Origin of the sequence: Limnohabitans curvus (assembly GCF_003063475.1) — a bacterium.
Taxonomy (GTDB): Bacteria; Pseudomonadota; Gammaproteobacteria; order Burkholderiales; family Burkholderiaceae_C; genus Limnohabitans; species Limnohabitans curvus.
The window spans coordinates 433,827-448,914 of sequence record NZ_NESP01000001.1; the positions used below are offsets into that span (position 1 = coordinate 433,827).

Annotated in this window: 16 protein-coding genes; 8 read left to right on the top strand and 8 right to left on the bottom strand. The window is 57.0% G+C overall.

All coding sequences use genetic code 11. From position 1 onward, the window contains the following. Window positions 1-30 precede the first annotated feature (30 nt). Window positions 31-1,059: an acyltransferase family protein gene (locus B9Z44_RS01985; protein ID WP_170108458.1), complete on the top strand. Its 1,029-nt coding sequence runs from the start codon at window positions 31-33 to the stop codon at window positions 1,057-1,059. Window positions 1,060-1,068: 9 nt separating this feature from the next. Here B9Z44_RS01985 and B9Z44_RS01990 read toward each other — a convergent pair whose 3' ends face one another. From B9Z44_RS01990 to B9Z44_RS02000, 3 genes are read right to left on the bottom strand one after another with little or no spacing between them, the layout of a single operon-like run. Beyond that, window positions 1,069-2,271, bottom strand: a complete 1,203-nt coding sequence (locus B9Z44_RS01990) for an MFS transporter (protein WP_108401565.1) — start codon at window positions 2,269-2,271, stop codon at window positions 1,069-1,071. 21 nt (window positions 2,272-2,292) lie between these two features. Continuing rightward, window positions 2,293-3,393: a chorismate synthase gene (aroC, locus tag B9Z44_RS01995; protein WP_108359982.1), complete on the bottom strand. Its 1,101-nt coding sequence runs from the start codon at window positions 3,391-3,393 to the stop codon at window positions 2,293-2,295. A gap of 36 nt (window positions 3,394-3,429) precedes the next feature. Continuing rightward, window positions 3,430-3,897 (bottom strand): CBS domain-containing protein, encoded by a 468-nt coding sequence (locus B9Z44_RS02000; protein WP_108359983.1) that lies wholly within the window; start codon window positions 3,895-3,897, stop codon window positions 3,430-3,432. Window positions 3,898-3,974: 77 nt separating this feature from the next. Between B9Z44_RS02000 and B9Z44_RS02005 the strand changes: the two genes are divergently transcribed. Next, entirely contained in the window at window positions 3,975-5,300 is a 1,326-nt protein-coding gene (locus B9Z44_RS02005; protein ID WP_108401566.1) for an O-acetylhomoserine aminocarboxypropyltransferase, read from the top strand. 12 nt (window positions 5,301-5,312) lie between these two features. After that, window positions 5,313-6,152, top strand: a complete 840-nt coding sequence (locus B9Z44_RS02010) for an alpha/beta fold hydrolase (protein ID WP_108401567.1) — start codon at window positions 5,313-5,315, stop codon at window positions 6,150-6,152. A gap of 16 nt (window positions 6,153-6,168) precedes the next feature. On the opposite strand, the gene B9Z44_RS02015 is transcribed toward B9Z44_RS02010, so the two are convergent. Next, window positions 6,169-7,389 (bottom strand): YihY family inner membrane protein, encoded by a 1,221-nt coding sequence (locus tag B9Z44_RS02015; protein WP_233246945.1) that lies wholly within the window; start codon window positions 7,387-7,389, stop codon window positions 6,169-6,171. Between the two features lie 22 nt (window positions 7,390-7,411). On the opposite strand from B9Z44_RS02015, the gene B9Z44_RS02020 reads away from it, so the two are divergent. Next, a complete protein-coding gene (locus tag B9Z44_RS02020) occupies window positions 7,412-7,828 on the top strand; it encodes a DUF2069 domain-containing protein (RefSeq protein WP_108359987.1) in 417 nt (138 codons plus the stop codon). An 8-nt stretch (window positions 7,829-7,836) separates the two neighbouring features. Continuing rightward, complete coding sequence (locus tag B9Z44_RS02025; RefSeq protein ID WP_108401568.1) at window positions 7,837-9,261, top strand: FAD-binding oxidoreductase; 1,425 nt, start codon at window positions 7,837-7,839, stop codon at window positions 9,259-9,261. Here the strand turns inward: B9Z44_RS02025 and B9Z44_RS02030 are convergent. The 3 genes from B9Z44_RS02030 to B9Z44_RS02040 are packed head-to-tail and all read right to left on the bottom strand — an operon-like array spanning window position 9,232 to window position 11,229. Then, window positions 9,232-9,912: a response regulator transcription factor gene (locus tag B9Z44_RS02030; RefSeq protein ID WP_108401569.1), complete on the bottom strand. Its 681-nt coding sequence runs from the start codon at window positions 9,910-9,912 to the stop codon at window positions 9,232-9,234. The genes B9Z44_RS02025 and B9Z44_RS02030 overlap by 30 nt on opposite strands. Beyond that, window positions 9,896-10,249, bottom strand: a complete 354-nt coding sequence (locus B9Z44_RS02035; RefSeq protein WP_211308672.1) for a bactofilin family protein — start codon at window positions 10,247-10,249, stop codon at window positions 9,896-9,898. The genes B9Z44_RS02030 and B9Z44_RS02035 overlap by 17 nt, the downstream gene beginning before the upstream one ends. A 35-nt stretch (window positions 10,250-10,284) precedes the next feature. Further along, window positions 10,285-11,229 (bottom strand): helix-turn-helix domain-containing protein, encoded by a 945-nt coding sequence (locus B9Z44_RS02040; protein WP_108401570.1) that lies wholly within the window; start codon window positions 11,227-11,229, stop codon window positions 10,285-10,287. A 147-nt stretch (window positions 11,230-11,376) separates the two neighbouring features. On the opposite strand from B9Z44_RS02040, the gene B9Z44_RS02045 reads away from it, so the two are divergent. The 3 genes from B9Z44_RS02045 to xth are packed head-to-tail and all read left to right on the top strand — an operon-like array spanning window position 11,377 to window position 13,533. Next, window positions 11,377-12,216: a thymidylate synthase gene (locus tag B9Z44_RS02045; RefSeq protein ID WP_211308718.1), complete on the top strand. Its 840-nt coding sequence runs from the start codon at window positions 11,377-11,379 to the stop codon at window positions 12,214-12,216. A gap of 16 nt (window positions 12,217-12,232) precedes the next feature. Continuing rightward, window positions 12,233-12,721, top strand: a complete 489-nt coding sequence (locus B9Z44_RS02050; RefSeq protein WP_108359993.1) for a dihydrofolate reductase — start codon at window positions 12,233-12,235, stop codon at window positions 12,719-12,721. 47 nt (window positions 12,722-12,768) lie between these two features. Next, a complete protein-coding gene (gene xth, locus B9Z44_RS02055) occupies window positions 12,769-13,533 on the top strand; it encodes an exodeoxyribonuclease III (RefSeq protein WP_108401572.1) in 765 nt (254 codons plus the stop codon). Window positions 13,534-13,552: 19 nt separating this feature from the next. Here xth and ntrC read toward each other — a convergent pair whose 3' ends face one another. Then, window positions 13,553-15,088, bottom strand: coding sequence for a nitrogen regulation protein NR(I) (gene ntrC / locus B9Z44_RS02060; protein WP_108360052.1), 1,536 nt, complete (start codon window positions 15,086-15,088; stop codon window positions 13,553-13,555).

The window sequence follows — 15,088 nt, forward strand, 5'->3', positions numbered from 1 at the left end:
CACGGATAAATTGGTTTGTTAGAACGCTCCTTGACTGTTGACGTCCTCAAAGTGGTCGCTGCACAACTGATTGTGTGGCATCACTTTTCGGCCTACGGCCCGATGGCCGACACCATGAACCTGGCTTGGCCAGCGTTGATGGAATGGCTGTACCGCTACGCACGCATAGCCGTGCAAGTGTTCTTGGTGGTCGGCGGTTATTTGGCGGCGCAATCGGTGATGAACAAGCCCATCAAGCACCCTGTCGTCAGCATCGTGAAGCGCTACCTGCGTCTGGTGCCGTTCTATATTTTGGCGTTGGCACTGATCAGCTTGGCCGTGGCTGTGTCGCGCGAGACCATCCATGCCAACTGGTTACCCAACGAGCCCGCCGCTTGGCAATTTTTAGCCCATGCCTTCTTAGCCCACGACTTGCTTGGTTTTGAAGCACTCTCCAGCGGCGCTTGGTATGTGGCGGTAGATTTCCAGCTTTATGCCTCCTTGATTCTGCTTTGTCACGCCCTACAAACAGACAACTGCAAACCTTTATCCATCGGCATCGCGTTGCTGTGCATTGCATCGATGTGGCAATTCAACCGCGTCGATAAACTGGACATCTGGGCCATCTATTACTTCGCCGCCTATGGTCTGGGCGTGTTGGCAGCATGGGCCAAACGTTCAACTTTTGACGCCCAGGTGTTTTGGATCACAGCCTTGCTCGCTGTTGGTGCTTTGTGGTTCGAATACCGCACACGCCTCACGCTGGCCTTGGTCACCGCCGTTTGGTTGGTGATCAAACCCAAAGGTCTGGTGCACTGGACCCCAATGAAACGGGTGGTCCACCGCTTGTCGAACAGCGCTTATGTGCTGTTTTTGACGCACTTTGGGGTCATCGTGCTGTTCAGTGCCATGTGGAATAAGAGTCATTTCTATGACCCAGATATGGCCTTCGCACTGACGAGTTTTGCTTGGTTGTGCTGCGTTGGCGTTGGCTTATTTCTGCATGAAAAAGCCGAAGTACCGATCCACCATTGGGTATCGCAAAAATCCAAAGAAGTCTTTTTACGCTTCGCTCACTAACGCGTCGAGTTAAGGCTTGGCATGTTGCCGTGTGCATTGCCATGCACACACACAGGCCAACACAGCCGTCGCAATCGATACGGCATAAACAGACGACAGCCCCAAAACATCACTCAAAGCCCCGCCGCCTAACGCACCCAACACCCCTGGCACGCCATAGCCGATTGAGGCGTACAAGGCCTGCCCCCTGCCCCGTAAGCGCCCCGGAAAGTGATGGGACAACAAAGCAATGCACGCCGTGTGCTGCGTGGCAAACGTGAGCGCATGCAAAACCTGAGCAAAAAGCAATGCCCATAGCCACTCTGCAGCCCATGTGGTGAGCGCCATGCGCAGCACCATCGCCGCCGCGCAGATGAACATCCACATCGACAAGCTGAACTTGGGCAACCAACGGCTTTGCGTGAAGAACCACACAATTTCAGCTGCCACCGACACCGCCCACAACACACCAATCATGGTTTTGCTGTAGCCCAGCTCATCAAGGTAAAGCGAGAAAAACACATAGATGCCGATGTGCGATAGCACATGGAAAAACACCGTGGCAAAAAACCACTGCACCTTGCGTTGGCGCAACACGGGCATGACGGAGAGACGCACCTCGCCGTGGTGCACCGCTTCTTTGCGGTTGGGCAGCCACCACACACTCAAGTTGAGCAACACCAAGGAGCCCACCGACCATGCCGGAAAACTCTGCATGCCCTGCACTTCAAACCATGCGCCCGCCACAAACACCGTGACTAAGAATCCCAACGACCCCCACAAGCGCACACGGCCATAGCGACGTGAATCAAAGCCTTGGTCGGTGCTGACCAAATGCGCCAAGGCGGCCTCACTCATCGGCATCATGGCGCTGGTGTGAATGAACATCAGCAACAGCACCACAGCAATCCACACCACACTGCCTTCGACCAGCAAACCCGCAGAGCAAATGAGCGCAGCCCCCGCGCAGAAACGCAACAGCCTCACACGTTCGCCGGTGTGGTCGCTCAGCCAACCCCAGCCATACGGCGCCAGCACACGCGTGGCCGCTTGCACCGCGGTGAGCAAACCAATGATGGTGATGGAGAAGCCTAAGTCCTTGAGCCACAGCGGCAAGTACGGGTTGAAAAACCCGATGTGCGCGAAGTAGCTGGCGGACAACGCCGCAAAAGGAAAGAGCTGAAAACGAGAAAGCGCGTTACTCGAACGCGCTTCTGAAGTGGGAGATGTCAAAGCAAACCTACGTGCAATGTATCAAGCACCAATATGGCCGGGGATGGCCGGCATTGCCACCTGCACATCGCCACATTGGGCACGGTGCAACAGGGCGTGGTCCATCACCACCAAGGCCAACAAAGCCTCGGCAATCGGTGTGGCGCGAATGCCCACGCAAGGGTCGTGACGGCCCTTGGTCACCACCTCGGTGGGTTGGCTGTTTTGGTCAATCGAGTCACGCGGGCTCAAGATGGAGCTGGTGGGCTTGATGGCAATGCTCACCTCTAGGTCTTGACCGGTGCTGATGCCGCCCAGCACACCACCTGAGTTGTTGGTGCGGAAGCCTTCAGGTGTGAGCGAGTCGCCGTGCGTGGTGCCACGTTGCGCCACGCTGGCAAAACCAGCGCCAATCTCCACGCCTTTGACGGCGTTGAGGCCCATCATGGCGTAAGCAATGTTGGCATCCAAGCGGTCGTAAATCGGTTGACCCAAGCCCACAGGCATGCCCGTGGCCACCACGCGAATGCGTGCGCCGCACGAGTCACCCGCTTTGCGCAGGCTGTCCATGTAGTCTTCAAAGGCTTGCACATCAGCGCAAGGGGCGTAAAACGGGTTGTGGCCTACGTGGTCCCAACTCTCAAAGGGAATGGGCAACTCGCCGATTTGTGTCATGCAGCCGTGAAACGTGGTGCCGTATTTTTCTTTGAGCCACTTCTTGGCCACCGCACCCGCAGCCACGGTGGGTGCGGTCAAACGTGCCGAAGAACGACCACCACCGCGCGGGTCGCGAATGCCGAACTTTTGGAAATAGGTGTAGTCCGCGTGCCCCGGGCGGAAGGTTTGCAAAATGTTGCCGTAGTCTTTGCTGCGCTGATCCGTGTTCTGAATCAACAGGGCAATGGGGGTACCCGTGGTTTTGCCTTCGTACACGCCAGACAAGATTTGCACTTGGTCGGGTTCGTTGCGTTGGGTCACATGGCGGCTGGTGCCGGGGCGACGACGGTCCAAATCGTGTTGGATGTCTGCCTCGCACAGTGACATGCCCGGAGGGCAGCCATCAATCACGCAGCCAATGGCTGGGCCGTGGGATTCACCAAAGTTGGTGACGCTGAAAAGGGTTCCGAAGGTATTGCCGCTCATGGGGTGAGATTATCCCACCACCACGAGTGCCCCTGCTTACTTGTCGTCTGGGTCTGGCGTGCCGCTGGGCCAGTCTTTGATGTAGGCCTTGAGCATCTTGTTCTCAAAGTTTTGGCTGTCCACCACCGACTTGGCCACGTCGTAAAAGCTGATGACACCTTGCAGTTGGCGATTGCCAATGACGGGCATGTAACGCGCGTGGCTCTCAAGCATCATGCGGCGCACATCGTCAATGGCGGTTTCGGGCGAGCATGTGAGCGGATGGTCATCCATGGCGCTGCGAACGGTGAAGTCACCCAACGCGCCGCCATTGCGGTGGAGGGCTTGAATCACCTCGCGAAAGGTCAACAAACCCACCAAGTCGCCGTGTTCCATGACCAAGAGTGAGCCCATGTCCTTTTCAGCCATGATGCTGACGGCCAAAGCCAGTGGCTCCATGGGGTCGATGGTGAACAAGGTGCCGCCGCCTTGGTCTTTGACTCGCAAGATATCGCTGACTTTCATGGTTTGTCTCCTCCGCTGAAGCATGAAATATAGCCCACAATGACCCAAAGAAATCTGACAAAACACCCGAGGAAACCATGCCCGGCTACAACGATCCCAGTTTTGACACGCTCGCCTTGCACGCAGGCGCCGCACCCGACCCCGCCACAGGCGCACGCGCCGTGCCCATTCACCTCACCACCTCGTTTGTGTTTGAGTCCAGCGACCACGCCGCATCGCTGTTCAACCTAGAACGCGCAGGCCATGTGTACAGCCGCATCAGCAACCCCACCAACGCGGTCTTAGAGCAGCGCGTGGCAGCGCTCGAAGGTGGCATTGGCGCCATCACCACCGCCAGCGGACAAGCGGCCTTGCATTTGACGATTGCCACGCTCATGGGTGCGGGCTCGCACATCGTGGCCAGCACGGCGTTGTATGGTGGTTCACACAATCTGCTGCACTACACACTCAGCCGCTTTGGCATTGAGACCACCTTTGTCAAACCCAACGACATCGACGCCTGGCGCGCTGCCGTGCGCCCCAACACCAAATTGTTTTTTGGCGAGACGGTAGGCAACCCTGGCTTGGATGTGCTGGACATTCCCACCCTCTCCGCCATCGCCCATGAAGCGGGTGTGCCACTGTTGGTGGACAGCACGCTCACCACGCCCTACTTGGTCAAACCCTTTGATCTGGGGGCTGATTTGGTGTACCACTCGGCCACCAAGTTTCTCAGCGGCCACGGCACCGTGATTGGCGGTGTAGTGGTGGATGGCGGCAGTTTTGATTGGGAGAAAAGCGGCAAATTCCCAGAGCTGACGCAAAGCTACGAAGGCTTTCACAACATGGTGTTCAGCGAAGAAAGCACAGTTGGTGCATTCTTGCTGCGCGCGCGCCGCGAAGGCCTGCGCGACTTCGGCGCCTGCATGAGCCCGCATAGTGCGTGGCTGATTTTGCAAGGCATTGAAACACTCTCGCTGCGCATGGACCGCCACATGGCCAACACCGAAAAAGTGGTGCAGTTCTTGGCCAGCCATCCGCTGGTCAGCCGCGTGGGCCACCCACTCATCGAGAGTCACCCCAGCCACGCGCTGGCTGAGAAGCTGTTGCGTTTTGGCGCACGCGGTGCGGGCTCGGTGTTTAGCTTTGACATTCAAGGCTCGCGCGCGCAAGGCAAGGCGTTCATCGAAGCCCTGCAAATTTTCAGCCACCTCGCCAACGTGGGCGACTGCCGCAGCTTGGTGATTCACCCCGCCAGCACCACCCACTTCCGCATGAGCGACGAAGCATTGACAGGTGCAGGCATTGGCCCGGGCACCATTCGCTTGTCCATCGGACTCGAAGATGCCAATGATTTGATTGACGATTTGAAGCGCGCCTTGAAGGCTGCTGAAAAAGCGGGCAGCAAAGCCAGCCAGGCGTGAGGACCAAGCCACATGAAATTCGCTCTCCAAAACTCAGCGGGCCAAACCTACGAAGCCTACGCCTACACAGGCGGCAAAGCGTTTGATGCAAACAAACCCACTCTGGTGTTCATCCACGGCGTGCTCAACGACCACAGCGTGTGGATTTTGCAAACACGCTACCTCGCGCACCACGGCTTCAATGTCCTGGCCGTTGACTTGCCTGGTCATGGACGCAGCGGTGGCGAGGCACCCGCCAGCGTCGAAGAAGCGGCGCAATTCATCGAAGCGTTATTGGATGCGGCGGGTGTACGCCAAGCAGGCTTGGTGGGGCACAGCTGGGGCTCGTTGATCGCGCTTGAAGCCGCAGCGCGTTTGAAAGAACGCATCACGCACTTGGCGCTGGTCGGCACCGCCTTCCCCATGAAAGTGTCGCCCGCTTTGATTGAGGCTTCGTTGAACGAGCCTATGAAAGCGCTGCAGATGGTGAATGTGTTTTCACGCGCCACGCTGGCGGCACCGCCATCTGCGCTTGGCCCCGGGACCTGGGTGTACGGTGCGTCCATGGCGTTGGGCCGACGCGTGTTGGCCAGCAACACACAGGTCAATATCTTTCACCGTGGTTTTGTCGCTTGTGACAGCTACGCCAATGGTTTAGAAGCCATGACCGACGTGACCTGCCCCGTGCTGTTTGTGTTGGGTGAAAGCGACCAGATGACCCCACCACGCGCCGCCAAGAGTTTGATCGACCAAGCCAAGGCTAAGGGCAAAACATTCAGCGTGGTGAAAGTCCCCATGGGGCATCATCAAATGAGCGAGTCCCCCGAAGAAACCTTGGCTGCCCTGAAAACGTTTTTAGGCTTGACCACTTGACGCGAATTGCGCCGCATCAAAGCACATCGCACAGGCGCAAGTCTTGCCATTTCATCCACAGCCCTTGCGATTCAGGGCTGCGCACCAAGAGCAAACGCTCCATCAACGGTGCCAGCGGTGTGCGATGCGGATCCGCCAACATCACGTAGCGGGCTTCTTTGACATGGGTTTGTCTGGCATCGACAGATTCGCTCAAACGCGCAATCCAATCCAAATCCACCAAAGTGGCCAACACGTCTTCGATTTGCAAAGGGTCAAGGGCGAGGTCTTCACACAAGGTGGTCATGCTCGCGCCATGGTCGTCGGTTTGACGCGCAAGCTGCAAGCGCTGCAACACTTCCAAGGCCAACTGAAAACGCCAGCCCACGCTGCGGCCGTCGCGCGAAATGCCGCCGAGCAAACTGGGCAAGTTGGCTACGAACACCGCACCAATCAACACAATGGACCAAGCCAAATAAATCCACACCAACAAAATTGGCACCGTCGCAAATGCGCCGTACACCATCGAGTAGGTGGGCATCTGACCAAAGTAATAGGCCAACACTTTGCGGGCAATTTCAGTCGCAGCCGCCACCCACACGCCCCCCACCAACGCATGACTCCAGCGCACTTGGGTGTAAGGCACAAAGCGGTAAAGCGCACTCACCGCCCAAGCCAAAAGCAAAAACTCTAAGGTGCTGAACAACCAACGTAAGTTGCCCACACCATCCGGCACCACCCCCCGCGAAGCCGCGACAAACTGAGACATCATCACCAAGCTCGCACCCATGAGCAGGGGCCCTAAGGTGATCGCCGTCCAATACAACAACATGCTGTGCACCAACGGACGACGCTTACGCACCCGCCAAATCGCGTTAAGCGTGCGATCAATCGTGAAGACCAAGGCCAAGGCTGACAGCAACAACGCGGTGACACCTGCCGCCCCCAAACGACTGGCTTTGCTAGCGAACATGGTCAGGTAGCCCAGCACTTGGCGTGAAATATTGTCGGGCACCAAACTCTCAACCAGACGTTTTTGCAGTACGGTTTGGAAATCTCCAAACAAAGGAAAGGCCGTCAACACAGCCAGCGCCACTGTCACCATCGGCACCAAAGCAATGGTGGTGGTGAAGGTCAAACTGCCAGCCGTTTGGCCCAATCGGTCTTCACGAAAACGTTGGCGCAAAGTGCGTGCGGTGTTGCGCCAAGGGAATCGGGCGAGGCGTTCAAAAAAGTTATGGACTTGCAGGACAATCATGGGCTGAATCATCCCACTTTCTATGCACAACTCCACCCTCGCCCCCCAAGAAAATTCGCACCGTCACGTGACGTTCACTCGCCTCATGGCTGTGAGCAGTTTGATGGGCCTCATCGTGCTCGGCTTGGCTTGGGAGCTGTGGCTCGCACCCTTGCGACCTGGCGGCACGCTGCTGGCCCTCAAAGTGCTGCCACTGTGTTTTCCACTCACGGGTTTGCTGAAAAATCGCATGTACACCTACCGCTGGTTGAGCCTGCTGATTTGGCTGTACTTCACAGAAGGTGTGGTGCGTGCGTGGGGAGATGCCGCACCCAGCAACTACTTTGCCATGGTTGAGGTATTTTTGTGCGTCGTGTTGTTTGTGGCGTGTGCCCTGCATGTACGCCTGCGGTTAAAACACGCCAAAGAAAACCCATTGATCGAACAGCCCAACACGTAAGGCCCGTCATGCCCAACGCCGCTTCGCTTGATTTGTTGACTCACCTGCGCGAGCTTCTAGGCGAAGCCCATGTATTGACCGAGGGCGACTTGTCGGCCTACGAACAAGACTGGCGCAAGCGCACACGCGGCAAAGCTTTGGCCGTGGTTCGCCCCAGCAAGACACAAGAAGTGGCAGAGGTGGTCAAAGCCTGTGCCAAAGCAGGCGTATCCATCGTGCCGCAAGGCGGCAACACAGGCTTGGTGGTCGGCGGTATCCCAGACGACACCGGCACACAAGTGCTGCTGAGTTTGCAGCGCATGAACGCGGTGCGCGCGGTAGACACCGACAACCTCACCCTCACCGTCGAAGCAGGATGTGTTTTGCAAAATCTGCAACAAGCGGCTGAGCAAGCTGGGTTTTTGTTTCCCTTGAGTTTGGGCGCCGAAGGCAGTTGCACGATTGGTGGCAACTTGGCCACCAACGCTGGCGGCACACAAGTCCTGCGCTACGGCAATGCACGCGAGCTGTGCTTGGGGCTAGAGGTGGTCACGGCACAAGGCGAGGTCATGCACAGTTTGAGCGGCCTGCGCAAGGACAACACAGGCTATGACTTACGCAACCTCATGATTGGCAGCGAAGGCACGCTAGGCATCATCACGGCGGCCACCATGAAGCTCTACCCCATGCCCGCGGTCAGCCTCACCGCGTGGGCGGCCGTGCCCTCGGTGGCTTGCGCGGTCAAGCTGCTGGGTTTGGCGCACCAACATTTGGGCGCGGGCCTCACTGGGTTTGAAATGATGGGCCAATTCGCCCTGCACTTGGTTGACAAGCACTACCCACACCTGCGCGTGCCTTTGTGGCAAGACACGCCCTACTGCGTCTTGCTGGAAAACTCAGATTCCGAATCTGAGGCCCACGCTCGCGAACGGTTTGAGCACTTGCTCGGACTCGCTTTTGAAGACGGCTGTGTCAGCGATGCCGTGGTGGCTGAAAGCTTGAGCCAAGCACGCAACCTGTGGCACATCCGAGAAAGCATCACGCTGGCACAAGCCGAAGAAGGCTTGAACATCAAACACGACATTTCGGTGCCCATCTCGTCGATTCCAAATTTTGTCGAAGCAACTGATGCCTTGCTCATGCGCGAAATTCCAGGCATTCGCTTGGTCAACTTTGGCCACTTGGGCGACGGCAATTTGCACTACAACGTGCAAGCACCTGAGCACTGCGACACCAAGGCATTTCTGCGCGACAACGAAGACCGCGTGAACACATGGGTCTATCAATCGGTGAAGCGCTTTGGCGGCTCCATCTCAGCCGAACACGGCGTGGGCAGTATGAAGGTTGATAGCTTGCCCGACTACAAAGACCCCGTGGCCTTGGCCTTGATGCAACACATCAAGCGCGCACTTGACCCACAGGGCTTACTCAACCCGGGTCGTGTGGTTCGTTGAGGCTTGGCGCTGAGGCGCTGGGATATCCATGCCAATCAGCATGTCAATCAATTCGGGCAAGGTGCGTGCGGCCATTTTGTCCATCACACGGGCGCGGTGCAGTTTGATCGTGGCAGACGCACCGCCATCAATGATGGAAATTTGCTGGTTGGAATACCCGCGTACCATCCAATGGCAAACCTCCATTTCACGCGGTGTCAGGCGTTTTAAACGCTCAGACACTTGCATGTTTTTGTCAGCATTGACCACCGCTTGCTCAGACATGTGCATGGCGCGCTGAATCGCATCCATCATGGCTTGTGCCGTGAACGGTTTGAGCAAAAAGTCCACCGCACCCTGCTTCATCGCAATAATGATTTCTTCTGGACGGCTATCGCCGCTGACAAAAATCACTGGAACATGTTGTGCCAATGTTTTAAGTTGCGTTTGCAAACCCACACCCGTTGTGCCAGGCATGCGCATGTCCAACAAAATCACAGCCGGCGAAGGCACCACTGGGTTCAGTAAAAAGGTATCAGCGCAGTCGTATAAGCGCACCTCGTAACCGACGCGCTCCAGCATCGTCGACAAGCTGCGCCGCACAGACGCATCATCATCATCAATCACGATGACATGTCCTAAGAACTGCAAAGTGTCAGTGCTGTTTGGCATGGGTGTTACTCATCATTCCGTACAGCTTTGCCCCATGCTCAATCGCCATGGTGGCGTAGGAAATATTGCCTTTGACATCAGCGCCAGCGTGCAGCTCGACACGCCCTGTCGATTCGATGTTGCCTGTGACCACCCCATTCACCACCGCTTGTTGCGCACTGATGTCACCTTCAACGTGGGCTTGCGAAAGCACGGACAGTTGAGCGTTTGGGCTGCCGTTCACATCAATGTTGCCAACCACGTGGCCTTTGAGTTGAACCAACTCCTGCGACACGATGTTGCCCACCACCACCGCCGACTGGCCAATGATGGTTCTTTCCGTGGAGGCCCCTGACACAGGCTGCCTAAACTTCATACTTTTGAACATGGGGTTTATCGCGCGACAGGAATCTCAACCAACTTCACATGGTTGACTGCCGCATCAGGCAAGGACACGCGCCCGCCTTGGAAATAAATCTGAAGCTTTTGCAAATGCGCGCTCGACACTTGCCATGGTGCGACACCGTAAACGCTACGATTTTCACCCGCTTTGAGCTGCAAAACTGTGGCTTGCTTATTGCCATCCACCACGCAAATCTCGGCATTTGCAGTGCTCACCAAGTAGACATAGCGGCCTTCTTTGTGAGCCGTAAATGGGGTCAACTGTGGCATGGCCTCACTGGAATACGCGCACGCTCCCGCCTGAACGACTGCGCTTGGAGCGGCAGCTGCCGCGGGTGCAGAAGCTGAGGGCACTGGCGTGGGAGCCACAGGCACCACCACGGCGAGCGGCAGCTCTGCAGCAGAAGAAATTGGCACAGGTTGAACTGGCGAAGGCGTGGCCTGCGTCGCCGCTGCCTGACCCGAATTTTGGGGATTGTTGAAAAGAAACAAAAGTACGGCGATGACCAACAACACCAGCGCACCCAGCGCCTGTTTGTGCACATTCAACTTGGCGAGTCCGGCGCGCACAAGGTCTGACGATGAGCGTTGCAACGAAGGCTGCTTACTCATAGCCACAATTTGGTCCAAGGTGCTCAAATGCGCATCACCAACTTGGGTTGCATCGCGCAAGGCTTCGGGCAGTTCCACGGTGGGCGGCTCAGCCCCCAAAATCATCAACAACCTTTTGTACGCTTGGCGCTTGATGGCATCAGAGTAAAAGAAGCCGTCGCTGGCATCGGTCTCAAGCTGACGCAGCTGAGCAACCGACAAACAAGAAATGCGCGCTAGTACGAACAAGTCCATTCCTGCAGCCTCGCGCAAAGCACGCAGGTACTGGGGATCACAGGTGTCGTACACACTGCGCTTGGTTTCTGTGGGTTGATTCGTTGTCATGATTGACAGTTTTGTCACAATTTATCAAAAATTAATAGGGTACTGTCGCTGCGCGTATAACTGTCGTCAATACGCCAGCTGGCGTATAAAACTTTAATACTAACCTCAATTAAGACTTCACCCATTTAAACTCTGTGGAGTTTTTTACTGAATTACCCTATGCGCCCCATTCGCCGTCAATACGAAGATTTCATGCAACACGTGGATAGCCACGGTGTCGCCAAGACCGACCGCACGGGCACGGGGACCAAAAGCGTGTTTGGCTACCAAATGCGGTTTGACCTGAATGAGGGTTTTCCACTGGTGACGACCAAAAAGGTTCACCTGCGCTCCATCATCCAAGAGCTGCTGTGGTTTCTGACGGGTTCAAGCAACAACAACTGGCTCAAAGAACGCAACGTCTCCATCTGGGACGAATGGGCCCGTGAAGACGGCGACCTCGGTCCCGTGTACGGCGTGCAATGGCGCAGCTGGCCCACGCCCGATGGTGGCCACATCGACCAAATTCAGCAAGTGATGGACACGCTCAAAAGCAACCCCGACAGCCGCCGCATCATCGTGAGTGCGTGGAACGTGGCTGAGCTCGACAAGATGGCCCTCATGCCTTGCCATGCGTTCTTCCAGTTCTACGTTGCGCCTGCGCAAAACCCGGGCGAAAAAGCCAAGCTCAGCTGCCAGCTGTACCAACGCAGCGCCGACATCTTTTTGGGTGTGCCATTCAACATCGCGAGCTATGCCCTGCTCACCCACATGGTGGCCCAACAGTGCGACTTGGATGTGGGCGACTTCATCTGGACCGGCGGCGACTGCCACATCTACAGCAACCACCACGAGCAAGTGGCGCTGCAACTCAGCCGCGAACCGTTTGCCTACCCCACGCTGCACATCAAGCGCAAACCCGACTCCATCTTCGACTACCAGTTTGAAGATTTCGAGGTGTTGGACTACCAATGCCACGGGGCCATCAAAGCCCCTGTGGCGGTGTGAACGCGGCGGTTAAAGCATGGCTTTGAATTTGATTTTTGCGCGCGCGCGCAACGGCGTGATTGGCAAAGACAACACCCTGCCTTGGCACTTGCCTGAGGACTTGGCCCACTTCAAACAAACCACACTCGGGCAACCCGTGGTGATGGGACGCAAAACGTGGGAATCCTTGCCCCCTAAATTTCGCCCCCTACCTGGCCGCACCAACATTGTGGTGACACGGCAAACCGATTGGCAGGCCGACGGCGCCGTCGTGGCTCACTCCATCGAAGAAGCCGTGCAGCACTGCCCTGCGGACGCTGAAGCGTGGGTGATTGGCGGCGCTGAGGTCTACGCACAGGCCATGCCTTTGGCCTCTCGCGCAGTCATCACCGAAATCGATGCCGACTTTGAAGGCGATGCCTTTGCCCCCACCTTCGATGCCAACTGGCACGAAACCGCACGCACCACGCACGTGGCTGCCAACGGCTTGACCTACAGCTTGGTGACCCTCGCTCGCACCCGTTAAGCCACGCGCCGCTTGGGCTGCGCTTGACCTCAAAAGAACACACACACATGCAACTCGCCACCTGGAATGTCAACTCACTCACCGTGCGCTTACCGCAAGTGCTGGACTGGTTGGCGGCCAACCCCGTCGATGTTTTGGTGCTGCAAGAAACCAAAACCACAGACGACAAATTTCCGCATGAGGCCATTGAGGCCGCAGGTTACAAGGTCGCATTTTTCGGCCAGAAAACCTACAACGGCGTCGCCCTACTTTCGCGCAGCGAAGCCACCGATGTGGTGAAAAACATCCCCGGCTTTGAAGACGACATGGCCCGCGTGATTGCAGGCACGGTCGACGGCGTGCGCGTGGTTGGCGCGTACTTCCCCAACGGCCAAGCGCCTGACAGCGACAAGTTTGTTTACAAAATGCGTTGGCTTGAGGCCTTGCAAAACTGGCTGCGCGAAGAACTCAAACAACACCCGAAGTTGGTATTGATGGGCGACTTCAACATCACCGTCGATGACCGCGATGTGTGGGACCCTGTGGCCTTGAAAGACACCATCCACTGCACCGTGGAAGAGCGCGACCACTTCCAAGCCTTGATTGACCTGGGCACACACGATGCCTTCCGATTGTTTGAACAAGCTGAGAAAAGCTACAGCTGGTGGGACTACCGCGAGTTTGCGTTCCGTCGCAACCGCGGTCTGCGAATTGACCACATCTTGGTCAGCGATGCCTTGAAAGCGTCGACTCAAGCCTGCGTGATTGACAAGGCGCCGCGCAAAAACGAGCGCCCCAGCGACCACGTGCCTGTCATCGTGACGCTGGGCTGATCACGCGCGTGGACGTTTCTTAGTCGTCCAAGCCTAGCTCTTGAATTTTTCGCGTGATGGTGTTGCGGCCAATGCCCAGCTTTTGCGCCGCCTCAATGCGACGGCCCCGCGTGTTGACCAAGGCGGTTTGAATCAACCGTGCTTCAAAGCGGTTGACCAACACATCCCACACATCCGTGCGGCCCGCCACGAGCAAGCTCATGGCTTCGGCTTCTAAGCCCTGCTCCCAATCGGCACCAGGCATGTTGAGCACCACCGGTGCCGTGCCCTCCCCTGATGCATGCGCCACAGGTGCGGCATGGCTGAGCTCTTGAGCCACAGGCGCACTGAAACCCGATGTGTCTTGCCCTGTGTGACTCAACGCTGCCAACGCATCGGCAGACAAGGTCACTTCAGGTGGCAAGTCTTTGGGCTCAATCACTTGCGCAGGGGCCATCACGGTCAGCCAATGGCAAATGTTTTCAAGCTGACGCACGTTGCCGGGAAACGAGAACTGGTTGAGCACTGTTTGTGCAGATTCAGAAATGCGCTTGGGCTCCACGCCCAATTGTTGTGCGCTCTGCTGCAAAAAGTGGCGCGTCAGCGTGGGGATGTCTTCGCGGCGTTCGCGCAAAGCAGGCAAACGCAAACGAATCACGTTCAAGCGGTGAAACAAGTCTTCGCGGAACACACCGTCTTTGACGCGTTTTTCCAAGTCTTGATGCGTCGCTGCAATCACACGCACATTGGCTTTGATGGCGTTGTGGCCGCCCACGCGGTAGTACGTGCCGTCACTCAACACACGCAGCAAGCGGGTTTGCAAATCAAACGGCATGTCGCCGATTTCATCAAGGAACAAGGTGCCGCCCTCGGCCTGCTCAAAGCGGCCACGGCGTGTGGTTTGCGCACCGGTGAATGCACCACGTTCGTGCCCGAAGAGTTCGCTCTCCAGCAAATCTTTCGGAATCGCCGCCGTGTTGATCGCGACGAATGGGCCTTTGTTGCCCGCATCGCCACGTGGCGAGTGTTTGTGCAAGGCGCGTGCGACCAGCTCTTTGCCAGAGCCGCTCTCGCCGGTGATCATCACCGTCACATTGCTTTGGCTCAAGCGGCCAATGGCACGAAACACGTCTTGCATGGCGGGCGCTTGGCCCAGCATCTCAGGCGTGGCGTCTTGTTGCTCGGTTTGCGCTTGTTCGCGTTGGCTTTCGTCCAAGGCGCGGCGAATCAGCTCCACCGCTTTGGGCAAGTCAAAGGGCTTGGGCAAGTACTCAAACGCACCGCCTTGAAAGGCCGACACCGCGCTGTCCAAATCTGAAAAGGCCGTCATGATGATGACGGGCAACGCAGGCAAACGTTCCTTAACCTTGGTCAGCAAGTCCAAGCCCGAACCACCAGGCATTCGAATGTCACTGACCAAAATCTGCGGGCCGTCCTCCTCGCTCACCGAGTCGAGCGCTTGCAGCACCTCGCGGGGGCTGGTGAAGCTGCGGGTGGGCAGGTTCTCGCGCAACAGCGCTTTTTCCAGCACGAAGCGAATTGACTGGTCGTCGTCCACAATCCAAATCGATTTCAT